Origin of the sequence: Variovorax paradoxus, assembly GCF_024734665.1 — a bacterium.
Taxonomy (GTDB): Bacteria; Pseudomonadota; Gammaproteobacteria; order Burkholderiales; family Burkholderiaceae_C; genus Variovorax.
In genome coordinates this window covers 3579158-3603055 of the sequence record NZ_CP102931.1, presented here as the reverse complement: position 1 = coordinate 3603055, position 23898 = coordinate 3579158, and the positions used below count along the sequence as shown (strand labels likewise).

The following is a 23898-nucleotide window of genomic DNA, read 5'->3' as shown; positions in this document are numbered from 1 at the left end:
CTGTTCAGTTGCTGACCGTGGCGGCGCTCATGGCCGTCATCCATTGCGCGGCCGTGGTCTCGGGGTCTTCGGCGGTGACCAGCGCGCGCACCACGGCGATGGAGCCAACGCCGGTGGCCAGCACTTCAGGCAGCCGCACGGCATCGATGCCGCCGATACCGACCTGCGGATAGCCGCGCAGCAGGCGCGCATAGGCGCCAAGCCGGGCCACGCCCTGCGGCGCGGTCGCCATCTTCTTGAGCGTGGTCGGATACACCGCGCCCATCGCGATGTAGCTCGGGCTTACCTTGTCGGCGCGCACCATCTCGGCATAGCCGTGCGTGCTGACGCCCAGGCGAAGGCCGGAAGCGCGCAATTGCGCCAGTTCGTCGGGCGATAGCGCGTCCAGGTCTTCCTGACCGAGGTGGATGCCGTAGGCGCCGGCCACGATGGCGACCTGCCAGTGGTCGTTGATGAAGAGCAGCGCGCCGGTGCCTTGCACCGCTTCGACGGCCGTCTGCACTTCGCGCTCGATGGCAGCAGCATCGTCGGACTTGAAGCGCAGCTGCACCGTCGGTACTCCTGCACGCGCTATGCGGCCGACCCATTGCGCGTCGGGCAACACGGCGTACAGGCCGAGCCGTTCGGGGCAGGTCGGAAATGCGTCGTCGCGCGCGGTGGGTGGAAACGGCCGCATGCCGAAGTCTTCGGGCGCATCGGGCCACAGCGCGGCGTCGAAGTTGCCCAGGCGTTGTGTCTGCGCGCGCCAGGCATGGGCCAGGCATTCGGCATCGATCTCGATGAAGCCGAGGGCCGTGCAGGCCTGCTTGGCGCCACGGTAGACCAGATCGTCCGAAGAGAAGTTCGGTGCACTGATGGGCGCGGATGTGATGGCACCAAAGCGCAGCCCGTGGGCCGCGACGATGGCGTGCGCGATGGCGCGGGCGTCGGTCATTGTGTTCATGGCGCGTGGTGCCAGAAAGGCGTGCCGAGCACGGGCGTGCTGGGCTGCGCTGCGTCCTGAGCAGCCATGGCGCCGGCACGGTATGCCGTGCGGCCGGCCTGCACCGCGTCGGCGAAGGCGCCGGCCATCGCGACCGGGTCTTGCGCGAGCGCGACGGCCGTGTTGAGCAGCACGCCGTCGTAGCCCCATTCCATCACCTGGCAGGCGTGCGACGGCAGGCCCAGGCCCGCATCGACCAGCATCGGCACCTTCAGCCGGTCGCGCAGCACCTGCAGCGCATAGGGGTTGACCGGCCCGCGGCCGGTGCCGATGGGCGCGGCCCAGGGCATCACCGCCTGGCAGCCGACATCGACCAGCCGCTGGCACAGCACCAGGTCTTCGGTGCAATAGGGCAGCACCTTGAAGCCGTCGCGGATCAGCTGCGACGCGGCATCGACAAGGTTCAGCGTGTCGGGCTGCAGCGTGTAGTCGTCGCCGATCAGCTCGAGCTTGATCCACGGCGTGTCGAACAGCTCGCGCGCCATCTGAGCGGTGGCGATAACTTCCTGCACGCTGTGGCAGCCGGCGGTGTTGGGCAGCACCGGTACATCGAGCTTGCGCAGAAGCTCCCAGAAGCCGTTGCCGAGGTCGCTGTTGCCCGAGCCCTGGCTGGCGGTCTGGCGGCGCAGCGAGGCGGTCAGCATCGCGGGCTTCGCGCGCTTCACGGCTGCTTCGAGCAGGTCGGGCGAGGGGTAGCGCGCGGTGCCGAGCAGAAGGCGGCTCTGGAAGGTTTCGCCGTAGAGCACCAGTTGGTCATTCGTGGTCGTCATGTTCTTTGTCTCCATCAATCAGCCGCCCGTCACGGGGCGGATCACTTCGATGCGGTCGTCGGGTTGCAGCGCGCGCGCGGCATACGCCGAACGCGGCACGAACTCGCGGTTCACGGCCACCGCGAAGGGAGGCGTGGCGTTCAGCGCGGCCAACGCATCGGTGAGCGTGGCGTGCTCGGGCAGCACGAAAGGCTTGTCGTTGATCAGGATGTTCATGTGTCGGAGGTCTCCATGCCGAAGCTCCTTGCGAGGGCTGCGTGCCCGTGCGTGAGCAGCTCCATCGCGGCGTCGAGCAGCGCGGGCGCGATCATGAAACCGTGGCGGTACAGGCCGTTGATCTGCAGTACGCGCGGCTGCGGCCGGCGGATGGCGGGCAGGTTGTCGGGCAGCGTGGGTCGGCACTGAGTGGCGATCTCGACGATGCGCGCTTCGGCGAAGCCGCTGTGCACGGCATAGGCGGCGCTCAGCAGTTCGAGCGTGGAGCGCACGCTGGCGGGCGACATGTCGTCGGACTCGATCTCGGTCGCGCCGATCACGAACAGGTTGCCGGGCTTGGGCGCGATGTAGAGCGGGTAGCGCGGATGCACGAGGCGGGTGGGGCGCTGCAGGCTCACTTCGGGCGCATGCACGCGGATCACCTCGCCGCGCACCCCGCGCAGTGCGCTCCACTGGGGCTTGGCGCCGAGGCCGCGGCAGTCGATCACCCAGTCGGGCTGGCCTGTCGTGCCGGGTGAAAAATCAGACGGTGCGCGTGGCGATTGCCAGTGCAGCGTGACACGAGGGCTGGCCTGCAGCGTCGCGAGCAGTGAGGCCAGTAGCGCACGGTTGTCGAGCTGGCCTTCGCCCGGCAGGAACAGGCCCTGCGCAAAGCGCTGGCCCAGCGAAGGCTCCAGCGCTGTGATGGCCGGGCCGTCGAGCGTCTGCATCGGCGCGAGTCCGGGCACCTGCGTGCCGGTGCTGGCGAGCACGCGTGCAAGCCGCGCTGCTTCGGCGCTGTCCTGCCGATGCCAGAGCACCAGCGTGCCTTCGCGCTGGAAGAACACAGGTTGCGCCAGCGAGGCCAGCAGTTCGGGCCAGCGCGAGAGCGCGTGCTGCCCCATGCGCACGACCGACACCGGCGCCACGGCCGATTCGGCAAGCGGCGCGAGCATTGCCGCGGCCACGCGTGCGGCTGCACCTTCGGCATCGGGACTGCCGGCTTCGAACACATCGACCTTGCAGCCAGCCTGCGCGAGCGTTGCCGCCATCAGCCGGCCCATGAGGCCCGCGCCGAGGATGGCGGCCGATTGAAAAGGAAGGCTCACAGCCGTGCTCCTTCGCATTGCCGATACCGCCGATAATTTTCGGAATGACCCAAGGACCTACCCAGCGCTACGCACGCGTGCTCTCCATCGCCGGCTCCGACAGCGGCGGCGGTGCCGGCATCCAGGCCGATCTCAAGACCTTCGCAGCCCTCGGCTGCTACGGCATGACGGCCATCACCGCGCTCACCGCGCAGAACACACTCGGCGTTTCGGGCATTCACGGTGTGCCGCCCGATTTCCTCAAGGCGCAGATCCAGGCCGTGGTGGAAGACATCGGCGTCGATGCCGTCAAGCTCGGCATGCTGCATGCGCCCGAGGTGGTCGAGGTGGTGGCCTGGGCCATCGACCGCTACCAGCTGAAGAACGTGGTGCTCGACCCCGTGATGGTCGCCACCAGCGGCGACCGCCTGATCGCAGCCGAGACGGTGCAGGTGCTGGTGCGTGAACTGTTCCCGCGCGCCGTGGTCGTCACGCCCAATCTCGACGAAGCCGCCTTGCTGATCGGCCATGCCATCGATGGCGTCGATGCGCTCGATGGCGCGGCAAACGAGTTGCTCGCACTCGGCGCGAAGGCCGTGTTGCTCAAGGGCGGTCATTTGCCGGGCGACGAAGTGGTCGACGTGCTCTTGCAATCGGGCGGCGAAAGAAGGCGGCTGGCCTCCAGGCGCATTGCCAGCCGCAACCTGCACGGCACGGGATGCACGCTGTCGTCCGCCATTGCCGCGCACCTTGCGTTGGGTGCGGCGCTGCCCGAGGCGGTCGAACGGGCGCGTGCCTACATCCTCGGCGCGATGGCTGCCGGTGCGGATGTGAAGATCGGCGCGGGTCATGGCCCCCTCAACCACGGCTTTGCGCCAATTCCGACGCACCGCCTGCCGTTGTCAGCTTCGGCCGGCTGAGCCAGGCCAGAACGAAGGTCGCCGCCAGCGTCGGCAGGGCAGAGCCGAACTGCGGCGCCCACTTGGCGAGCGCGTGGTACGCCGCGATGCCCGCGATCCAGATCAGCGCCGCACCGAAATCGATCTGGCGCGTGCCGGCCGGCGACACCGACTGGCCGCTGCCCAGCCGCCCGATGATCACGCCGTACAGCGGCACGAACACTGAGCTGAGCAGCAGCAGGAAGGGCTCCAGCGTGTGCATCGGCAGTACCAGCGCCAATGCGATGCACAGCGCGGCCAGCAGCAGGCCCCAGCGCTTCACGCTCCAGCGCGGCAGCAGGCTGTGCGTGGAGACCGAGCCCGAATAGACATCGCCATACGCGTTGTCGAGTTCATCGATCAGGATCAGGCCCAGCGCCACCAGCCCGCCCTGCGCCAGCAGCAGCGCGGTGACGAGGCTCACGCCGGGCTCGGCCACGCTCACCACCATCACGCCCAATGCGTAGCACCAGATGTTCGCCAGCGCATAGCCGATCCAGGTGCCGCTGAACGCGCTACCCAGCCCTCCGGCATTACGTTTGCCATGTCGCGCGTAGTCGGCCACCAGCGGCAGCCAAGACACCGGCATCGCAATCACGAGGTCGAGCGCGGTGAACATGCCCATCGTGCCGTCGCCCGGGCGCGCCCAGAAGGTGTCCAGGCCCTTGGCCTGAAGCCGCGTCGCGAATTGCCATGTGAGCCGGATCAGCGACAGCACCACCAGCGGCAGGCCGAAACGGCTCACGAAGCGCCGCGCCAGCCTGACCATTGAACCCGCGAGCAGCGCCAGCAGCACCGCGCCCCACAGCAGCGTGGTCAGCACGCCGCCCCAGGCGGTGCCCAGCGAGGGGCCGACCACCGACTGGCCGATGGCCTGCGTGCCTTCTCGCATGATGACCAGCTCGAAGGTGGTCCAGCCCACCAGTTGCACGATGTTGAGCAGCACCGGCAGCCGCGCGAAGGCGCTGCCGTAGGTGGCGTGCATCAGGCCGGCGCTGGCCAGGCCGCTCTCGCAGCCCAGTCGCGCGGTCCAGGCCAGCAGGCCGGCGCCGACGCAGGAGCCCAGCACGATGGCAATGACCGCATCGCGCGTGCCCACAGCCGGCACCAGGTAGGCGCCGATCTGCATCACCAGCAGGCCCACGCCGAGGCTGAACCAGAGCGAAGCATGGTCGTGCCAGCCGAACACGCGCTGGGACGCGGGCAGCGGCGTCAGCGCCTCGTTCGAGACGATCGCGTCGTTGTTGTTGTCGTTTGCCATCCATTTGCTCCAGTGCAAAAGGTTTGGCAGGTGGGCGGGGCCCCAGTGGCGCGGCCATCACGCGAGAGAACGTGAGAGGCCACCGGACCAGCTTCCCTGCGCGAGGATTACCTCAATCAGGTTCAAAGGGACTTTCTCAGCCGGACGGCAAGCCGCCCAACACCCCTAGCAAGTACGCCGCGAGGAACCCACGGCGCGGGCCGGAGTTTATCCCCTGCGGGGAAGCCGCAACAGCATGCGTGCCTTTGCGAGGCAGGGAAAACCCGTGGAACGTGCGCAGGCCACGAGAGAATCGGCGCCCAAAGAAGAACTGCCAATCAAAGAAACGGGAGCGCGCGCCGATAAGCGAGCAGGAACAAGAAATGAAGAAAGACTTGCATGGCAGATAGGGATTTCGCTGGCTCCGGCCTGCGCCGCTTCAGGGTCGATGTAGGCACCATCATCTGCGCCGTCGCGCTGTTGCAGTCGCTGCTGCTGGTGGCATTCGGCTACTGGGCCGCCGAGAAGCTGGTGTCCAGGGTGGGCACGGCCTCGCACAAGATCAACCACGACCGGGTCGAGGACAACGTGCTCGCCTTCCTCGCCAAGACCGAGGGAGTCATCCGATCGATTGCCGACTCTCCCAGCGTGCACGCGACTGGTGAAGATGGCGAACAGACCGCCGAAATGCTCTGGACCATGCTCGAGCAGACCCCCGAGCTCGACAGCATCAACGTGGCCACCGACGACGGGCATGTGCTGATGGCCGTGCGCTACCCGACCCCAGCCATCCGGCAGGTTCTGCGCGGCCCCGACTTCAGCACTGAAACCTGGCAGTACAAGCGCTCGCCCGACGCCGAGGGCGGCGATGCGAAACAGCGCTTCGCTACGACGGCCATCTCGGCCTACCGCAGCGACTTCGATCCCGAAAAGCGCACTTGGTATCGCGAGGCTATGAAGGCGCACGGACCCGTGTGGACCCAGCCTTTCCTGATGAGCGACTCACGGGAGCTCGCAATCGGCCATTCATTGCCCAGCGCACGTGTCGACGACGAGGGTCACACACGCCAGCTGGTAATCGACGGCAACGTGTCGCTGGGGCATCTGTCGAAGCTCGTGCGCATCTTCGGCGCGCTGGGGACCGGCGAGAGCGCCTTGCTGAGCTCCGACCATCACGTGATTGCGCGCAGCGACCACCCCGACCCCGTGCGCCGGCTGGAATCGCCCGACAGCGGCGTGCTCGGCGCCCTACATGCACACATGCTCGCCGCCAGCACGGCGGGCGGCGCTGACGACATGGCTTTTTCCATCGAGCACGAAGGGCGCCGCTATCTCGTACAGACGTCGCACATACCGCACACCAGGTGGCAACTCGTCAGCTGGGAGCCCGAAGAGCTACTACTGGGCGGCCTGCAGCGCACGGTGCTGTGGTCATTGCTTCTGACACTGAGCTTTCTCGGCATCGCGCTGTTCATCTCGCTGCGGCTGTCGAAGCTCGTGACCCAGCCGATCGAAAACCTCGCGCTCGTCGCGCGCCGCATCGGGCGGCTGGAGCTCGACAACCTGCCGCTCGAGCCGAGCCGGGTGCTGGAGATCCAGCATCTGAACCAGGCGCTGGACGAATCGGCGCGCAGCCTGCAGGCCTTTCGCAAGTTCGTGCCGGTGGACATCATCCGCCAGCTCGTTGCCGAGGGCCACGCGCTGGCGCCCAGCGGCTCGCCGCGCCGCATCACCGCGATGTTCACTGACGTGGAGGGCTTCACCACCATCTCCGAATCGATGGAAGCCGATGTGCTCGTGAGGCAATTGACCGAGTACTTCAACCTGGCGGCCGGCATCTTTGCGCGGCATGGCGGTGTGATCGACAAGTTCATGGGCGACGGCATCATGGTGCTGTGGGGCGCGCCCTCCGACCTGGAAGATGCGGAATTCCGGGCCTGCATCGCGGCGCTCGAACTGCATGCCGAAATGGACGTGCTCAACGGCAAGTGGCGGGGCGAAGGCCTGCACGAATTCCGCACGCGCGTAGGCATCCACACCGGCCACGTGATCGCCGGCGTGCTCGGGTCGAGCAATCGCCTGTCTTACACCGCCATCGGCGACGCGATCAACGCGGCAAGCCGCATCGAGGGCGCCAACAAGGAACTGGGCACGCGCACGCTGATCTCGGAGACGACGTTCGAGGGGCTCGGCGGGCGGCTCGCCACGCGCCGCATCGAGGAGATGGCCGAGCTGCGCGGCAGGCAGACGCGCATGGTGCTGTACGAGCTGCTGGGGCCTAGGCAGCCCTGACCCTACGCGCGAACGCCTCCAGCCCGTCGATGGTGATCTGGATGTGCCGCTCGAAGCTGTTGTCGAGCGGCACGGTGGTGCCGTTATCCCATCGCAGGATGAAGGCCTTGTTGGCCAGCTGCGCCAGGTTGCGCGTGAGCACCGGGTGGTCGAGCGGGCGAATCGTGTGCACGCGCTCGCGCAGCTCCTCGGCCCAGGCCTGGGTGTTGTCCACGGGCAGGGGCGAGAACTCCATCGTCAGGAAGCCCAGCATCGCCGCGACCACGCAGTTGTAGGCCTCCAGCAGGGGCTCGCCCTCGAAGCCGGCCTCGGTCAGCGCCGCCAGCACGCCTTCGACCAGCTCGATCGGCAGGCTGCCGTTCGACACAAGTTGTGCGCCCAGCAGTTGCGCCACGTTCGGGTGGCGCCGCACCGCGGTGCGGCAGCGGCGGAACAGTTCGGCGATCCATGCCTGCCAGTCGAGCTTGCCGGGCGGCGGCGTGACTTCGGCCATGACGGTGGCGGCTACCTCGGCCAGCAGCGCCTCGCGTGTGCTCACGTGCCAGTGCACCGTGGCCGGATAGACGTCGAGCCGCGCCGCGACCTCGCGCATGCTGAAGGCGCCCAGGCCGAATTCGTCGATCTGCGCCAGTGCGACTTCGGCGATGCGTTGTTTCGTCAGACCGCCACCGCCGGCGGGGCGGCCGGCCGTACGGGGCTTGGGAGGCGATTTCTTCGTCATGGTTGCGGCCATTGTGCGGCAGCCGGGTTGACTGTATAAACAATATTAATTGAGCACTGAACAATAAACTGCGCCGCAAGCGACGATCGCATCACCACCCGAAGGACATCCGCCATGACCCATGCCGCCATCGACCAGGCTCTTGCCGGCGCATACCAGCGCTTCACCGAGAGCAACCCCGCCAGCCGCCATCAGTTCGAGGAACAGGCGCGCTACATGCCCGGAGCCAACAGCCGTTCGGTGCTGTTCTACGCGCCGTTTCCGCTGACCATCGCTAAGGGGGAGGGGGCCGCGCTGTGGGATGCCGATGGCCACCGCTATGCCGACTTCATCGCCGAGTACACGGCCGGCGTCTACGGCCACACCGCGCCCGAGATCCGCGACGCCGTCGCCGAGGCGATGCAAAGCGGCATCAACCTCACGGGCCACAACCTGCTCGAAGGCCGGCTGGCAAGGCTCATCTGCGAGCGCTTTCCGCAGATCGAGCAGTTGCGCTTCACCAACTCGGGCACCGAGGCGAACCTGATGGCGCTGACTGCCGCGCTGCACTTCACAGGGCGCCGCAAGATCGTGGTGTTTGCGGGCGGCTACCACGGCGGCGTGCTGGGCTTTGGCGCCAAGCCGCTGCCGACGACGGTGCCGTTCGACTTCCTCGTGCTGCCCTACAACGATGCGCAGACGGCGCGCGAGCAGATCGAGAAGCACGGCGCCGAGATCGCCGCAGTTCTGCTCGAGCCGATGCAGGGGGCGAGCGGCTGCATTCCGGGGAGCCTCGACTTCCTGCAGACGCTGCGCGAGTCGGCCACGCGTGTGGGCGCGCTGCTGGTTTTCGACGAGGTGATGACCTCGCGTCTGGCGCCGCACGGGCTGGCGAACAAGCTGGGCATCCGCTCGGACCTCACCACGCTGGGCAAGTACATCGGCGGCGGCATGTCCTTCGGCGCTTTCGGAGGGCGTGCCGACGTGATGGCGCTGTTCGACCCGCGCACCGGGTCGCTGGCCCACTCGGGTACCTTCAACAACAACGTGCTGACGATGGCCGCCGGTTACGCAGGCCTCACCAAGCTGTTCACGCCCGAGGCCGCCGGTGCGCTGGCAGAGCGGGGCGAGGCGATGCGGGCGAGGCTCAATGCGCTGTGCGCGAAAGAGGGCGTTGCGATGCAGTTCACCGGGCTGGGCTCGCTGATGAACGCGCATTTCGTGGCTGGCGAGGTGCGCAGCATCGACGATCTGGCTCCAGTCGATGGGCGCCTGCGCCAGCTGCTTTTTTTCCACCTGCTGAGCGAAGGCATCTACACCTCGCCGCGCGGCTTCGTCGTGCTGTCGCTGCCGTTGACGGATGCGGACATCGACCGCTACGTTGCCGCCATCGGCAGCTTCATCGGCGAATACCGGGCGCTGCTGCCCGGCGCGCGTTAGCGGGAGCCGGAAACGCCCAGCAGCTCGTGCAGCCGCGTGCTGGTGGTCGTGTACTGCAGCGGCACAGCCTTGCCCGCGAACACGATGGCCGTGGCGCCCCAGGCGGCCAGCGTGGCTTCGTGGAAGCCACAGACGATGAGCTTCTTCTTGCCCGGGTAGGTGTTGATGTCACCCACCGCGAACACGCCGCGTTCGCGGGTTTCGTACTTCTCGGTGTCGACCGGCACCTGCTTGCGCTCCAACTCCAGGCCCCAATCGGCGATGGGGCCGAGGCGCGGCGAGATGCCGAGACAGGCGATCAGCGCGTCGAGCGGCAGATCGACAGTCGTTGCGTCAGGCGTGGTGATCTGCAGTCGCTTGCCATCGAAAGCGGTGGGCTGGCCGACCTTGAAGGTCAGATCGCCCGAGTCTGCGATGGCGCGCATTGTTGAGACGTTGCCCTCGTCAGCCTGGAAGCCGTCGCGCCGGTGCACCAGCGTGACCTGCTTCGCGATCGCCGTGAGCGCGATGGCCGTTTCCAGCGCGATGTCGTCGCCGCCATTGACCACCACCGTCTGCCCGGCAAAGCGGTCCAGCGAATCGGGGTGATAGAAGAGTGAGCTGCCTTCGAACTGCGCAATGCCTTCGACTGCGATGCGCTTGGGCACGAAGGCCCCGACACCGGCGGCAATGAACACCGTCTTCGCAAGGAACGCCTTGCCGGCCGAAGTCGTCAGCAGCAAACGCTCGTCAGCCTGGCGCTCCAGCGTGGCAACCTGCTCGCCGAAATGAAACTGCGGCCTGAACGGCGCCACCTGCTGCAACAGCGACTGCGCCAGGTCGCGCCCGCTGGTCACGGGCGTGCCGGGAATGTCGTAGATCGGCTTGTCGCCATACAGCGCCACGCACTGGCCGCCCGCGGCGGGCAGTGCGTCGACGATATGGCAGGAGATTTCGAGCAGGCCCAGCTGGAAGGCCTGGAACAGCCCCACGGGGCCGGCACCGACGATCAGGGCGTCGGTTTCGATGGGGGTAGCCAAGGTGCTCAGCGCACCAGCTCCCCGATCTTGTCCGTCTTGTCTTTCCACTCTTCGGCGTCAGGCAGAGCAGGCTTGCGCTTGGTGATGCTCTTCCAGCCGTCGGCCAGGGCCAGCTCGGCGTTGATCTTGATGAAGGCGATCTGGTTGGCCGGCAGGTCTTCCTCGGCGTAGATCGCGTTGACCGGGCATTCGGGGATGCAGACTGCGCAGTCGATGCATTCATCCGGGTCGATCACCAGCATGTTGGGACCTTCGCGGAAGCAGTCGACGGGGCAAACGTCCACGCAGTCGGTGTATTTGCAACGGATGCAGGCTTCGGAGACGACGTGAGTCATTTGTCTTTTAACGTCAGTGTGAGATCGGGGGAAACCCGAGATTTTAGGCCTTTGCGGCGGCGGGCTGCACAAGCACGGCAGCAGCGGTCTTGTGGGAGGCCGTATCGACCAGCACCAGGGAGCCCAATGCACGCGATTGCGTGAAGGGCAGCACGGCCAGCGGCTGCTGCAATGCCAGTACCACGTCGCCGATGGCATTGGCTTCCAGCTGCGTTGCCGGCTCCGATTCGAGCGTCGTGATGTTCACGCGATCGACGATGCGCGCCACCTTGGCCTTGACCCAGCGGTGGCCCTGCAGCGCCCAGTACACGCGGCCTGCGACCAGCGGCTCGTCGTCGAGCCAGGCCACGGTGGCGGTGATCTCGCGCACCGGCTCGAAGGCGCCGGGTGCCAGCAGCCAATCGCCGCGCGACACGTCGACCTCGCGGTCGAGCACGATGCCGGCGCTGTGGCCCGCATGCACCGCCTTCGGCTGGCGCGTGTGGCTGAGCACCTGCGCGACCGTGGCGGTCTGGTTGCTCGGCAGCACGGTCACGCGCTGGCCGGGTTCCACGTGGCCCGAGGCGACGCGGCCCCAGAACACGCGGCGGCCCTGCGAGGTGTCGGCGGAAGAAGAGAACTTCTCGACCCACTGCACCGGGAAGGCGAAAGGCACGTCCTCGTCCTGCGCCGTGACGGGCAGCTCTTCGAGCAGCTCGAGCAGGCTCGGGCCTTCGTAGCCGACCCAGTCGGCATGGCGCGTGGCCACATTCCAGCCCTTGAGCGCCGAGATCGGCACGATGCCTGCCACCTGCACGCCAGCCGCTTCGGCAAAGGCGTTCAGCGCGGTCGAGATGCGTTCGAAGGCGAGGCCGGCGTCGTCGATGGCGTCGAGCTTGTTGATTGCGAACACGATCGACTGCACGCGCAGCAGATGGCACAGCAACGTGTGGCGGCGCGTCTGCGGCAGCAGTTCGCGCTTGACCACGGTGCCGTCTTCCACTTCGGCAGCCCAGGCCAGCTTGGTCGCATCGACCAGCACCACGGCGGCGTCGGCGGCCGAGGCGGCCGTGACCATGTTGCGCGTGTACTGCTCGTGGCCCGGCGCGTCGCCGATGATGAACTTGCGCTTGGCGGTCGAGAAGTAGCGATACGCCACGTCGATCGTGATGCCTTGCTCGCGCTCGGCCGAGAGGCCGTCGGTCAGCAGGGCAAGGTCGGTTTCGCCGCCGCGCTGCACGCCGGCCAGCTGGTCTTGCAGCACGGTCTTGCTGTCGACCAGCAGGCGGCCGATGAGCGTGCTCTTTCCGTCGTCGACAGAGCCGCAGGTGATGAAGCGCAGGGCGGTGCCGGTGTCGCCGTGCACATTAGCGGTGGCGGTGTTCACAGGGGTAGCAGTGGTCGTCGCGCTCATCAGAAGTAACCGTCTTTCTTGCGTTTTTCCATGGATGCTTCGGAGGTCATGTCGTCCATCCGGGTAGCGCCGCGTTCGCTGACATCGACCGACAGCGTCTCCAGCACCACGTCGCCCGCGTCGGCCGCGAGGCTCTCGACCGGGCAAGTGGTCGTGATGTCGCCCACGGTGCGAAAGCGCACGTCGCGCACCTGCACCGTTTCGCCGTCGCGCGGCGGCGTGAGTTCGGTCACCGGCACCAGCAGGCCGCGGCGCTCCACCACTTCACGCTTGTGCGTGTAGTAGATCGACGGCAGGCCGACATGCTCGCGCTCGATGTATTGCCACACGTCGAGTTCGGTCCAGTTCGAGATCGGGAACACGCGGAAGTGTTCGCCCGGAGCGAGCCGGGTGTTGAACAGCGTCCACAGCTCGGGGCGCTGGTCCTTGGGCTGCCATTGACCGAAGCTGTCGCGGTGCGAAAAGATGCGTTCCTTGGCGCGCGCCTTTTCCTCGTCGCGGCGGGCGCCGCCAATCAGCGCGTCGAAGCGGAATTCTTCGATCGCCTCGAGCAGCGTCACCGACTGGTGCGCGTTGCGCGACTCGCCCGGGTGGGCCAGGCGCACGGTGCCGCGCTTCATCGAATCTTCGACGCTGCGCACGATCAGCTCGGCGCCCAGTTCCTTCGCGCGCTGGTCGCGGTAGGCCGTTACTTCGGGGAAGTTGTGGCCGGTGTCGATCATCAGCAGCGGGTAGGGAATGCGGCCCACGCCGAAGGCCTTTTCCGCGCACTTCAGCAGCACCAGCGAGTCCTTGCCGCCCGAGAACAGCAGGGTGGGGCGCTCGAAGGCGGCCGCCACTTCGCGCAGGATGAAGATGGTTTCTTCTTCCAGCGCATCGAGGTGCGTGTTGGAGAGGTGCGCCGGCGACAGCAGCAGTTCGGTTTCGGTACGGGCGTTCATCGGATGAGGTGCTGGGTGCGGATGATCAGTGAGGCGTTGTGTGAGCCGTTGGCTCTCAGTGCGAGAGATGCAATCCGCACTCGCGGTTGTCTTCGCCCTTGGTCGGGTCCACGTAGTCGAAGTTGTTCGGCAGGCCGTGCGCCTCGCAGTACTCGTACAACTCCTTGGAAGACCAGTGCAGCAGCGGCGCGACCTTGATCAGGCCATCGGGATTGACGCTGACCGGGTCCATCTGCGCGCGCACGGCCGTGTCAGTGGCCCGCAGCGCGGTGAACCAGACCTTCGGTGCCGTCTCGCGCAATGCGCGGGCAAAGGGCTCCAGCTTCACTTCTTCAGTGAAGGCGGCATGGCGCGGATCGTCGAGCGCCGGGGTCGGGCCCTCGACTGCTTCGCGATGTGCACGCGAGCGGCGCGGCAGGTAGATGTGCAGGTCCAGGCCCAGCTGCTTCGTCACCTCGTCGGCAAAGCGGTAGGTGGCTTCGGTGTTGTAGCCGTTGTCCATCCAGACCACGGGAACATTCCGCTTTGCGCGCGTGACCATGTGCAGGATCACTGCCTCGAAAGGGCGGAAGTTGGTGGTGATGATCGCGGGCTGGCCCAGGCCGATCGCCCAGTCCACCAGGCCCTCGGCGTTGCGGCCGAGCTCGGTGTTGATGCGTGCGAAGTCGATGTCCGTGGCAATGCTCATGTCGAAGGTTCCCATTCGCTCTCAGCTGCCGGCCGCGAAGTGCGGCGCGGTCTGCACTGCGTCGCCCTGGTAGAAGGCGGCAAAGCGGTCGAACTGGCGCTGCGCGTCGGAGGCGTCAACGCCTTCCTTGAGCACGGCGCTGGAGAAGCCGGTGCGTTCCATTTGCACCAGTTGGTCGATCAGCACATCGCCGGTGGCGCGGATGTCGCCCGTGAAACCGAGGCGGCGACGCAGAAGGAAGGCCTGGCTGTAGGCGCGGCCATCGGTGAACTTCGGAAAGTTCAGGTCAATGCGCTCGATATCGGCCAGGCACACCTCGATGGCGAGCGGGTCGGCATCATTGGCGAGTTGCAGCACCTTCGGATCGCCGTCGTCGATGTGTTCCTCTGCGGAAAGGATGTTGAGCTTCTTGTTCATGCTGCTTCCTCCACCTTGAAACGCGCACCGTTGGCGGCGGCCTTGAACGGGTCCGGGCCCACGCGGCGCAGCGTGTCGATGAAGTTCTCGCCGCTTTCGCGGGTGTCGCGGTAGGTGGTGAGCACGGCCTCGATCACGCCCGGCACTTCGGCCGCCGAGAACGAGGGGCCGACAGCCTTGCCGGCCTGCGGCGTGCCGCTGAGCGCGGAGCCGTCGGAGCCGCCGAGGGTGACCTGGTACCACTCCTTGCCGTCCTTGTCGACGCCAAGAATGCCGATGTGGCCGCTGTGGTGGTGGCCGCACGAGTTGATGCAGCCGCTGATGTGCAGATCGATCTCGCCAAGGTCGTCGAGCTCGTCGAGGTCTTGATAACGCTCGGTGATGGCTTCCGCGATGGGAATGGAGCGCGCATTGGCCAGCGCGCAGAAGTCGCCGCCGGGGCAGGCGATCATGTCCGTCAGCAGGTGCACGTTGGCGCTGGCGAGGCCGGCGGCGCGGGCGGCGAGCCACAGCGCGTGCAGGTCTTCGGCATGCACCCAGGGCAGCACCACGTTCTGGTCGTGCGTCACGCGGGCTTCGCCGGCCGAAAAGCGGTCGGCCAGTTGGGCGAGCGTGTCGAGCTGGTCGGCCGATGCATCGCCGGGCGCCTGCTTCAGGCGCTTGAACGACAGCGTGACGGCGCGCAGCGCAGGGTTCTTGTGCGGCGCCACGTTGCGGGCGAGCCAGCGGGCAAACTGCACGTCGTCTGCGGCGTGGGCGCGCAGCTCGGCGTCGGTCTTCTCGGCGCTTTGCAGCACGCGGGTGGCCAGCGTCGGCGGCACGAAGGAGGCGGCCACGCGGTCGTACTCTTCCTGCGTGATGGTGTGCGGCGCGCCGTCGTGCTCGAGGATCTGCTTGTACTCGGCGTCCACGTCGTCGATGTAGCGCTGGCCTTCGGCCTTCACCAGAATCTTGATGCGCGCCTTGTAGATGTTGTCGCGGCGGCCATAACGGTTGTAGACCCGGATCACCGCTTCGAGGTAATTCATGATCTGCTGCCACGGCAGGAACTCGCGCAGCACGGTGCCGATGATCGGCGTGCGGCCCATGCCGCCACCCACCTGCACGCGAAAGCCGATTTCGCCGGCTTCGTTCTTCACCACGTGCAGGCCCACGTCGTGCCAGCCGGTGGCGGCGCGGTCTTCGGTGGCGCCCGTGATGGCGATCTTGAACTTGCGCGGCAGGAACGCGAACTCGGGGTGCAGCGTGCTCCACTGGCGCATGATTTCCGCGAACGGGCGCGGATCGGCGATTTCGTCGACGGCAATGCCGGCACGCTCATCGCTCGTGATGTTGCGGATGCAGTTGCCGCTGGTCTGAATGCCGTGCATGTCGACCGAAGCCAGCAGGTCCATCACATCGGCCGATTTGGCCAGCGGAATCCAGTTGTACTGGACGTTCTGGCGCGTCGAGAAGTGGGCGTAGTGGGTTGGGAGCTTGTGGCTGCCGAGCAGGCCCTGCGTTTCGATGGCCTTCTTGTAGACCTCGGCTTCGGGCTCGTCGTATTCGCGGGCGATGCGGGCCAGCACGCGGATCTGGCGGCTCGAGAGCTCGCCGTAAGGCACGGCCACGCGCAGCATCGGCGCGTAGCGCTGCACGTACCAGCCGTTTTGCAGCCGCAGGGGGCGGAACTCGTCTTCGGCGAGCTTGCCCTTTTGCCAGCGCTCCAGCTGGTCGCGGAATTGGGCAGCCCGCTGGTGGACGAACTGGCGATCGAATTCTGTGTATTGGTACATCGTGCGTGCGTATGTCTTGAAGTGCGGTGCGTCCAGCGCCCCAGCAAGAAGCCGAGATTCTGAAAGCCCGCCTTATGGAAACAAACTATTTTTTGGTTCGCGCTTTATGCGGATAAGCTTATTCACCAGCATCCATGCGGGTTGCGGGACGGTTTGATGCTTATTCCGGATAAGGCGAGATGGCCGGAAAAGAGTTGCCGGACCCGGGAATTCTAGGAACCGGACAAGGCCCGGATGGGCGAGCGGGTTCCTGGCCGCGCGGCCATCCGCTTCGCCATGCAGGCCTGAAGAGGGGCTGGCGCCTCAGCGCAGCATTGAAGACATCGCCGAGCAGCAGTTCAGCATGCGCACTGCCGCTTCCACCGTATCGGCCGTGAAGCGCAGCGTGACGCCATCGATGCGCTCGAAGGTCGGCCACTGGCAGAACAGGTCGGCCAGTGCGGGCGACTGGGTGCGCAGCGTCACGGTCTGCGGGCCCTTGAAAACGAGCGGTTTCGCGTTCGAACGCGCGGCCAGCGCTTCTTCCACCCCCGCACGAATCGCCCGGCGCGACTGCTCGGGCGACAGCGAAATGCCGCTGGTGCAGCCCGTGGCCTTCTTGGTCTCGACGAAGGTGGCGTGCGGAAAGAGCGGCCGGTTCTCGGCGATGAACACGTCGTCGCCGCTGCCCATCACCACCGGTGCGCCGTATTCACCGGCCAGTGCGCCATAGAGCCCGGCCTCGCCCAGTTCCTGCCCGCCGAGCGAGATGCCTGCAAAGGCAAAGCTGTTGATCGTGTGCGCCAGAATGCCGCGCCCCTGCGCGCGCGAGTGGTAGCCGACCATGCAGACAGCGTCCACGCCTTCTTCCACGCCCGCCACCATGCTCAGGTAGCGCGGCTTGCCCTGCACGACGCGGGCACGCGCATCGAGCAGGTCGGGCGGCATGTTGCGAAAGCCGCCGTGCGAGTCGTTCACCAGCACCTCGGTGGCGCCTGCGTCGAAGGCGCCGGCAATCGCTGCGTTGGCTTCCTGCGTCATCAGCAGGCGCGCGCGTTCGAACTCGGGGTTGCCCGGGCGCACCTGCTCGGAGTGATAGACGCCGGCGACGCCTTCGATGTCGGTGGAGATCAGGACTTTCATGGAGCGGCTCGCAGTCAGGCGTGGGTTGAAAGAAGGGCGGAGGCGGGCAGCACGTCGCCCAGCGCGGCGCGGTGGTTGCCGTCGCGCCCGGTCACGGGCGTTGCGCGCCACAGGGCATGGATGATCGCTTGCTCGGTGCTGTCGGCCGCGGCCTGGAACAGCCCGTCGAGCAGCCCGTCGTGCAGCATCGCCACGGCCGGCATCGGTCGCTCGACGCGGTCGGGCACCGTGTAGGCGGTAGAAAAGGCCAGCACGATGTCGCCGCTGCCATGCCCGAAGACCGAGCCCGTGCGGGCCAGTCCGGCGCCCGAGCGCAGCGCCAGGCGGCGCAACTGGCGAGCGTCGAGCGGCGCGTCGGTGGCCACCACGATGATGATCGAGCCCTTCTCGGCCTCGTCCACCGCCGGAAGGCTGCGCGCGGCCTGTAGCTTCGCCAGCTGGTCGCCCACCGAATGCCCGGCCAGCACCAGTTGCGGCTGGCGTCCGTAGTTCGCCAGCACCAGTGCGCCTACGGTGTGGCAGCCGCCTTCGCGAGCGGACACCCGCCGTGATGCGCTGCCGATGCCACCTTTGAGCTGGAAGCTCGACATGCCGCGCCCCGCGCCGACCGAGCCCTGCTCGAAGTCGACGCCGGCATCAGTCAGCGCCTGCAGGTAGTCGGCCTCGGTCACGGCCATGCGCTGGATGTCGTTCAGAAAGCCGTCGTTGCACTCGAACACCAGCGGGTTGACCGTGGGCAGCGTGCGTCCGCTCTCGGGGTTGTCGGCCACGCAGTGGCGGATCTGTGCAGTGGCCACCGTGCCGACCGAGAAAGTGTTGGTCAGCGCAATCGGCGTTTCGAGCACGCCGAGCTCGGCCACCTGCACCAGACCCACGCTCTTGCCGAAGCCGTTGAGCACTACGGCAGCGGCCGGCACCTTGTCGCGGAACGGGTCGCCGGCATGGGGCCGGATCACCGTCACGCCCGTTTGCACGGGGCCGTCGCTGAGCGTCTGGTGGCCCACGGTGACGCCCGCGACATCGGTGATGGTGTTGCGTTCGCCCTGGAGCAGGTTGCCGATGAAGGGGAGAGGGGCTTGCTGCTTGCTGGAAGACATGAAGGAGAAGAACGGAAATTACTGGCGGTCGATCTTCGGATCGAGCGCGTCGCGCAGTGCATCGCCCAGCAGGTTGAAGGCGAGCACGGTGAAGAAGATGGCCAGGCTGGGGAACAGCGCCACGTGCGGCGAGGTCACCATGTCGGCGCGGGCTTCGCTGAGCATCGCGCCCCATTCGGGCGTTGGCGGCTGCGCGCCCATGCCCAGGAACGACAGGCTGGCGGCCGTGATGATCGAGGTGCCCACGCGCATCGAGAAATACACCACGATCGACGAGATGGTGCCCGGCAGGATGTGCCGCACGATGATGGTCCAGTCAGATGCGCCGATGCTGCGCTCGGCCTCGATGTAGGTCTGCTGCTTCAGCACCAGCGTGTTGCCGCGCACGAGCCGCGCGAAGGCCGGCACGCTGAACACCGACACGGCCACCACCACGTTGGTCATGCTGCTGCCCAGGATAGCGACCACGCCCAGCGCCAGCAGGATGCCGGGAAAGGCGAACAGCACGTCAGAGACGCGCATCACGATGCGGTCCCACCAGCCTTCGTAGTAGCCCGCCAGCAGGCCGAAGGCCGTGCCGACGAAGCCGCCCACCAGCACCGAAAGAAAGCCCGCCATCAGCGAGATGCGTGCACCCATCAGGATGCGGCTGAAGATGTCGCGGCCCAGCGGATCGACGCCGAACCAGTGCGTGGCCGAAGGCCCCGTGTTCAGCATGTCGTAGTCGAAGAAGTTCTCCGCGTCGAAGGGCACGATCCACGGCGCGAACACCGCGACGAACACCAGCAGCAGCACGAAGAGCGCGGCGACGATGCCCACCGGCTGCTTCTTGAAGCGGCGCCAGCATTCGCCCCAGGGCGTGCGGACCTTGCCCGCGATCTGGACGGCCGCGACAGGTGTCGTGGGAATGAGGGTTTCGGCAGGCACGCCGGAAGCTTGCGTCATGGCTGCTTGCTCACTTGTAGCGGATGGTCGGGTTGATGTAGCCATAGAGCACATCCACCACCAGGTTGATCAGGATGAATTCGAGCGAGAACAGCAGCACCAGCGTCTGGATGACGGGGTAGTCGCGCATCTGCACGGCATCGACCAGCAGGCGGCCGAGGCCGGGCCAGTTGAACACCGCCTCCACGAGGATGGAGCCGCCCAGCAGGAAGCCGAACTGCAGGCCCATCATGGTGACCACCGGAATCAGCGCATTGCGCAGCGTGTGCTTGAACACCACGCTGGATTCGCGCACGCCCTTGGCGCGCGCGGTGCGCACGAAGTCTTCCTGGATCACCTCGACGAACGAGGCCCGCGTGAAGCGCGCCATCACGGCGGCCACGGCCGCGCCCAGCGTGATCGAGGGCAGGATGTAGTGTTTCCAGGTGCTGGCGCCCACCGTGGGCAGCCAGCCGAGCTGGACCGAGAAGATCTGCATCAGCAGCATGCCGAGCGCAAATGCGGGGAAGGAGATGCCCGACACGGCGAGCGTCATGCCCAGCCGGTCCGGCCATTTGTTGCGGTACACCGCCGAGACGATGCCGATGCCCATGCCGAAGATCACCGCCCACACCATGCTGGTGATGGTCAGCATCACCGTCGGGAAGAAGCGCTCGCCGATTTCCACCGACACCGGCCGCCGCGTGCGGATCGAGGTGCCGAAGTCGCCTTGCAGCATGTGGGTGAAGAAGCTCACGAACTGCTGCGGCAGCGGCTTGTCGAGCCCGAGCTCCGCGCGGACCATGGCCACTGTCTGCTCGTCGGCCTCCTGGCCGGCGGCAAGGCGCGCCGGGTCGCCGGGCAGCATGTGGACGAACAGGAACACCAGCACCGCCACGATGAGCAGCGTGGGGATCAGGCCCAACAGTCGTTTGAGAAAGTAATTCAGCATGGGGTGCAGGCGGTCAACCCCTCACTCTGACGGGTGAGGGGCGAGGCTTAGTTCGCTACGGAGATTGCGTCGATGTTGATGTTGCCGTCGGGCATCACGAACACGCCCGAGAGGCGCTTGGCATGCGCCGACAGGTTTTGCTCCGTGACCATCGGCACGCGCGGCAGGTCCTTGCGGATCTCGTCCTGCGCGGTCTTGTAGAGGGCGGTACGTTCCTTTTCGTCGACCGTCACCAGCGCCTTGGCCAGCGCGTTGTCGACCACCTCGCTCTTGTAGAACGACATGTTGTTCAGCTTGGGCGCCCACGCTTCCGAGGCGAACAGCGGGCGCAGGCCCCAGTCGGCTTCACCGGTCGACGACGACCAGCCCGTGTAGTACATGCGGACCTTGGCCGTCTTCGGATCGGGCCATGCATCGACCTGCTCGGTGCGCTGGCCCACTTCGAGCGCCTGCACCTGCAGCTTGATGCCGATCTGCGCGAGCTGCTGCTGCACGAACTGGATCGTCTTCTGGCTGGTCGTGTTGTTGTAGGCGCTCCACAGCACCGACTCGAAGCCGTCGGGGTAGCCGGCTTCCTTCATCAGCTCCTTGGCCTTCTTCAGGTCGTAGGGAATGGGAGCCATCTTCTCGGCGTACTTCACGCCCTGCGGCACGATGCCCTGCGCGGGGAAGGCATAGCCGCCGAACGCGACCTTGGCCAGCGCTTCCTTGTTGATGGCGTAGCCGATGGCTTCGCGCACCTTCGGGTTGTCGTAGGGCTTCTGCAGCATGTTGAATGCCAGGAAGCGCGTGATGATCGACGGCGTGGCCACCACTTCGAGCTTGTCGCTCTTCTTCAGCAGATCGGCCTGCTCATAGGGAATGGGATACGCGAAGTCGGCTTCGCCGGTCTGCAGCATCGCGGCGCGCGTGTTGTTCTCGAGCACCGGCTTCCACGAGACCGTGTCGATCTTCGGGTAGCCCTTCTTCCAGTAGCCGTCGAACTTCTTGGCCTTGACGGCTTCGGTCTGCTTCCACTCGACGAATTCGAAGGGGCCCGTGCCCACGGGGTGGAAGGCGATGTCCTTGTTGCCCCACTTCTTCAGCGCGGTGGGCGAAATCATTGCGGCCGAGGCGTGGGCCAGCGAGTTGATGAACGGGCCGAAGGGCTCCTTCAGCGTGATGCGCACGGTCGTCGGGTTCAGCGCCTCGACCTTGCCCACGCGGTTGAACTGGTTGTAGCGCAGCAGCTTGTTGTCCTGGTTCAGCACGCGGTCGAGCGTGAACTTCACGGCCTCGGCGTTGAAGTCGGTGCCGTCGTGGAACTTCACGCCGGTGCGCAGCTTGATGGTGTAGACCAGGCCGTCCTTCGACACGTCGTAGCTCTCGGCGAGCACGTTCTGCACCTTCAGGTCCTTGTCGAACTGGAACAGGCCTTCATAGAAGGTCTTGGTCACTGCCGTGGTGATGGTGGTGTTGGTGTTGTACGGGTCCAGCGTTTCCGGCTGGTAGCCGATCGAGAGCACCACGTCTTTCGCGGCCAGTGCCGTGCCCGAAGCGGCCAGCGCGGCCAGGCCCAGCAGTGCGGAAGCCCATCGCAGGGAGGAAGAAGATTGCGTCATGGAAGAACTCCAGTCGGTTCGTGGAAAAAAGCAGGAGAGAGAAACCTGCGGGTTGAAAAAATCAGTGATCCGGAATCAGAAGGCGCCGCCGATGGCGTGCCGCGCAACGAAGTGGCCAGGCGCGACCTGCACCAGCGGCGGCACGTCGGGCTCGTCGCCCACCGCGCGGATGGGGCTGGGAATCTCGCCTTCGAGCAGCGCGCGCGGCTTGTGGCGGCGCGACGGGTCGGCCACCGGCACCGCGGCCATCAGCTTGCGGGTGTAGGCGTGCTGCGGCGCTTCGAACACCGCGCGGCGAGGGCCGATCTCGACGATCTGGCCCAGGTACATCACGGCCACGCGGTGGCTGATGCGTTCGACCACTGCCATGTCGTGCGAGATGAACAAGAAGGCCACGCCCAGCTCGCGCTGCAGGTCGAGCATCAGGTTGACGATCTGCGCCTGAATGGACACGTCCAGTGCCGAAACCGATTCATCGGCCACCACCACCTTCGGGTTGAGTGCCAGTGCGCGCGCAATGGCAATGCGCTGCCGCTGGCCGCCCGAGAACTCGTGCGGATAGCGCTGCGCCACCTCGGGCGGCAGGCCGACCTTCTGCAGCAGCCAGTCGACGCGCTGCTGCGCCTCGGCGCCCTTGGCGATGTTGTGGATGAGCAGCGGCTCCATGATCGAGAAGCCCACCGTCACGCGCGGATCGAGAGAGGCGAACGGGTCCTGGAAGATGAACTGGATGTTCCGGCGCAGCGCCTGCAGCTCGCGCGTGGGCAACTCGCGGATGTTCTTGCCGCCGAACTCGATGGCGCCGCTCTGGCTCTCGACGAGGCGCAGCAGCGAGCGGCCGGTGGTCGACTTGCCGCAGCCCGATTCACCGACCAGCGCCAGCGTTTCGCCGGGGTACAGGTCGAAGCTGATCTTCTCCACCGCATGTACGCGGCGCTTCACGCGGCCGAAGAGGCCGCTGCGCACGTCGAAGCGCGTGACGAGGTCGCGCACGCGAAGAATGGGGCCGGTGTCCTGGCGCACGGTGTCTTGCTGCGCAGGCACTTCGACGGGTTGGGTGTCGGCGCTGGCCTCGGTGCGCAGCAATTCGAACTTGGCCGGCAGGTCGGTGCCGTGCATCGCGCCGAGCTTGGGCACGGCCGACAGCAGCGCCTTGGTGTAGGGATGCTGCGGCGCCGCGAACACGGTGTCGGAGCTGCCTGCTTCCACCTTGTCGCCGCGGTACATCACGAGCACGCGGTCGGCGATCTCGGCGACCACGCCCATGTCGTGCGTGATGAAGAGCACGCCCATGCGCATCTCCTTCTGCAGCTCGCGGATGAGCTGGAGGATCTGCGCCTGGATGGTCACGTCGAGCGCGGTGGTCGGTTCGTCGGCAATCAGCAGCTGCGGCTTGCACGACAGCGCCATCGCGATCATCACGCGCTGGCGCATGCCGCCCGAGAGCTGATGCGGAAAGCGGTCGAGCACGTTGCGTGCTTCAGGAATGCGCACCAGCTCCAGCATGCGCAGCGCCTCGGCGCGAGCGGCTGCATCGCTCTTGCCCTGGTGGATGCGGATGGCCTCGGAGATCTGCTCGCCGGCGGTGAACACCGGGTTCAGCGAAGTCATCGGCTCCTGGAAGATCATCGCGATGTCCGCGCCGCGGATGTTGCGCATTGCGCTGTCGCGTGCCTGTGCCAGGTCAAGCACTTCGCCGTTGCGGCGGCGGAAGGCCATGCTCCCGCCGAGGATGCGTCCGCCACCGTGCTCCACGAGCCGCATCAGCGCGAGCGAAGTCACCGACTTGCCCGAACCCGATTCGCCCACCACTGCAAGCGTTTCGCCATGGTCGACGTGGAAGGACAGCTTCTTCACGGCATCGACCGTGCGCTCGGAAGTCGAGAAACGCACGGTGAGATCGTCGACGGCGAGAACGCGGCCGTCCGGCAGGGCGAGGGCAGGGGTGGACATGGGAGTGCGAAGAAAAATGGGGGCGTACGTCGGTGC

22 protein-coding genes and 1 riboswitch are annotated in these 23898 nt (G+C 66.6%); of the genes, 3 read left to right on the top strand and 19 right to left on the bottom strand.

Going from position 1 to position 23898, the window contains the following annotated elements; translation table 11 throughout:
* Positions 1–4: 4 nt before the first annotated feature.
* Genes NWF24_RS16995 through NWF24_RS16980 form a run of 4 tightly spaced genes read right to left on the bottom strand, consistent with a single transcriptional unit; the run spans position 5 to position 3056 of the window.
* Positions 5–943, bottom strand: a complete 939-nt coding sequence (locus NWF24_RS16995) for a thiamine phosphate synthase (RefSeq protein ID WP_258355188.1) — start codon at positions 941–943, stop codon at positions 5–7.
* A complete protein-coding gene (locus tag NWF24_RS16990) occupies positions 940–1752 on the bottom strand; it encodes a thiazole synthase (protein WP_258355187.1) in 813 nt (270 codons plus the stop codon). Before NWF24_RS16990 ends, NWF24_RS16995 begins: the two co-directional genes overlap by 4 nt.
* Before the next feature lie 18 nt (positions 1753–1770).
* Positions 1771–1968 (bottom strand): sulfur carrier protein ThiS, encoded by a 198-nt coding sequence (gene thiS / locus NWF24_RS16985; RefSeq protein ID WP_258355186.1) that lies wholly within the window; start codon positions 1966–1968, stop codon positions 1771–1773.
* Positions 1965–3056 carry an FAD-dependent oxidoreductase gene (locus NWF24_RS16980; protein ID WP_258355185.1) on the bottom strand — a complete coding sequence of 364 codons (1092 nt, stop codon included), beginning with the start codon at positions 3054–3056 and terminating at the stop codon, positions 1965–1967. The genes thiS and NWF24_RS16980 overlap by 4 nt, the downstream gene beginning before the upstream one ends.
* 44 nt (positions 3057–3100) lie before the next feature.
* On the opposite strand from NWF24_RS16980, the gene thiD reads away from it, so the two are divergent.
* Entirely contained in the window at positions 3101–3955 is an 855-nt protein-coding gene (thiD, locus tag NWF24_RS16975) for a bifunctional hydroxymethylpyrimidine kinase/phosphomethylpyrimidine kinase (protein WP_258355184.1), read from the top strand.
* On the opposite strand, the gene NWF24_RS16970 is transcribed toward thiD, so the two are convergent.
* A complete protein-coding gene (locus tag NWF24_RS16970) occupies positions 3894–5234 on the bottom strand; it encodes a purine-cytosine permease family protein (protein ID WP_258355183.1) in 1341 nt (446 codons plus the stop codon). The two genes, thiD and NWF24_RS16970, sit on opposite strands and share 62 nt — an antisense overlap.
* A gap of 76 nt (positions 5235–5310) precedes the next feature.
* A riboswitch (TPP riboswitch) is annotated at positions 5311–5411 on the bottom strand.
* Positions 5412–5612: 201 nt separating this feature from the next.
* Between NWF24_RS16970 and NWF24_RS16965 the strand changes: the two genes are divergently transcribed.
* Complete coding sequence (locus tag NWF24_RS16965) at positions 5613–7505, top strand: adenylate/guanylate cyclase domain-containing protein (RefSeq protein WP_258355182.1); 1893 nt, start codon at positions 5613–5615, stop codon at positions 7503–7505.
* Here NWF24_RS16965 and NWF24_RS16960 read toward each other — a convergent pair.
* Positions 7492–8226, bottom strand: coding sequence for a TetR/AcrR family transcriptional regulator (locus NWF24_RS16960; RefSeq protein WP_258355181.1), 735 nt, complete (start codon positions 8224–8226; stop codon positions 7492–7494). The genes NWF24_RS16965 and NWF24_RS16960 overlap by 14 nt on opposite strands.
* Positions 8227–8340: 114 nt before the next feature.
* On the opposite strand from NWF24_RS16960, the gene NWF24_RS16955 reads away from it, so the two are divergent.
* Positions 8341–9645, top strand: coding sequence for an aspartate aminotransferase family protein (locus tag NWF24_RS16955; RefSeq protein WP_258355180.1), 1305 nt, complete (start codon positions 8341–8343; stop codon positions 9643–9645).
* Here the strand turns inward: NWF24_RS16955 and NWF24_RS16950 are convergent.
* From NWF24_RS16950 to NWF24_RS16890, 13 genes are all read right to left on the bottom strand, one after another.
* Entirely contained in the window at positions 9642–10712 is a 1071-nt protein-coding gene (locus NWF24_RS16950) for an NAD(P)/FAD-dependent oxidoreductase (RefSeq protein ID WP_258355179.1), read from the bottom strand. The two genes, NWF24_RS16955 and NWF24_RS16950, sit on opposite strands and share 4 nt — an antisense overlap.
* On the bottom strand, positions 10670–10999 hold the full coding sequence (gene fdxA, locus NWF24_RS16945) for a ferredoxin FdxA (RefSeq protein ID WP_056599092.1): 330 nt from the start codon (positions 10997–10999) through the stop codon (positions 10670–10672). Before fdxA ends, NWF24_RS16950 begins: the two co-directional genes overlap by 43 nt.
* 43 nt (positions 11000–11042) lie before the next feature.
* On the bottom strand, positions 11043–12392 hold the full coding sequence (locus tag NWF24_RS16940) for a sulfate adenylyltransferase subunit 1 (RefSeq protein WP_258355178.1): 1350 nt from the start codon (positions 12390–12392) through the stop codon (positions 11043–11045).
* Positions 12392–13333, bottom strand: a complete 942-nt coding sequence (gene cysD, locus NWF24_RS16935; protein WP_093054501.1) for a sulfate adenylyltransferase subunit CysD — start codon at positions 13331–13333, stop codon at positions 12392–12394. The genes NWF24_RS16940 and cysD overlap by 1 nt, the downstream gene beginning before the upstream one ends.
* A 55-nt stretch (positions 13334–13388) precedes the next feature.
* On the bottom strand, positions 13389–14021 hold the full coding sequence (locus NWF24_RS16930) for a phosphoadenosine phosphosulfate reductase domain-containing protein (RefSeq protein ID WP_258355177.1): 633 nt from the start codon (positions 14019–14021) through the stop codon (positions 13389–13391).
* Between the two features lie 21 nt (positions 14022–14042).
* A complete protein-coding gene (locus NWF24_RS16925) occupies positions 14043–14438 on the bottom strand; it encodes a DUF934 domain-containing protein (protein ID WP_258355176.1) in 396 nt (131 codons plus the stop codon).
* Positions 14435–16213: a nitrite/sulfite reductase gene (locus NWF24_RS16920; protein ID WP_258355175.1), complete on the bottom strand. Its 1779-nt coding sequence runs from the start codon at positions 16211–16213 to the stop codon at positions 14435–14437. The genes NWF24_RS16925 and NWF24_RS16920 overlap by 4 nt, the downstream gene beginning before the upstream one ends.
* Before the next feature lie 303 nt (positions 16214–16516).
* Complete coding sequence (locus NWF24_RS16915) at positions 16517–17335, bottom strand: M55 family metallopeptidase (protein ID WP_258355174.1); 819 nt, start codon at positions 17333–17335, stop codon at positions 16517–16519.
* A gap of 14 nt (positions 17336–17349) precedes the next feature.
* Complete coding sequence (locus NWF24_RS16910; protein ID WP_258355173.1) at positions 17350–18432, bottom strand: P1 family peptidase; 1083 nt, start codon at positions 18430–18432, stop codon at positions 17350–17352.
* 18 nt (positions 18433–18450) lie between these two features.
* Positions 18451–19377 (bottom strand): glutathione ABC transporter permease GsiD, encoded by a 927-nt coding sequence (gsiD, locus tag NWF24_RS16905; RefSeq protein WP_093054511.1) that lies wholly within the window; start codon positions 19375–19377, stop codon positions 18451–18453.
* 10 nt (positions 19378–19387) lie between these two features.
* A complete protein-coding gene (gene gsiC, locus NWF24_RS16900; RefSeq protein WP_258355172.1) occupies positions 19388–20308 on the bottom strand; it encodes a glutathione ABC transporter permease GsiC in 921 nt (306 codons plus the stop codon).
* Between the two features lie 47 nt (positions 20309–20355).
* Complete coding sequence (gene gsiB, locus NWF24_RS16895) at positions 20356–21909, bottom strand: glutathione ABC transporter substrate-binding protein GsiB (protein WP_258355171.1); 1554 nt, start codon at positions 21907–21909, stop codon at positions 20356–20358.
* 75 nt (positions 21910–21984) lie between these two features.
* Positions 21985–23862, bottom strand: a complete 1878-nt coding sequence (locus NWF24_RS16890) for a dipeptide ABC transporter ATP-binding protein (RefSeq protein WP_258355170.1) — start codon at positions 23860–23862, stop codon at positions 21985–21987.
* Positions 23863–23898 lie beyond the last annotated feature (36 nt).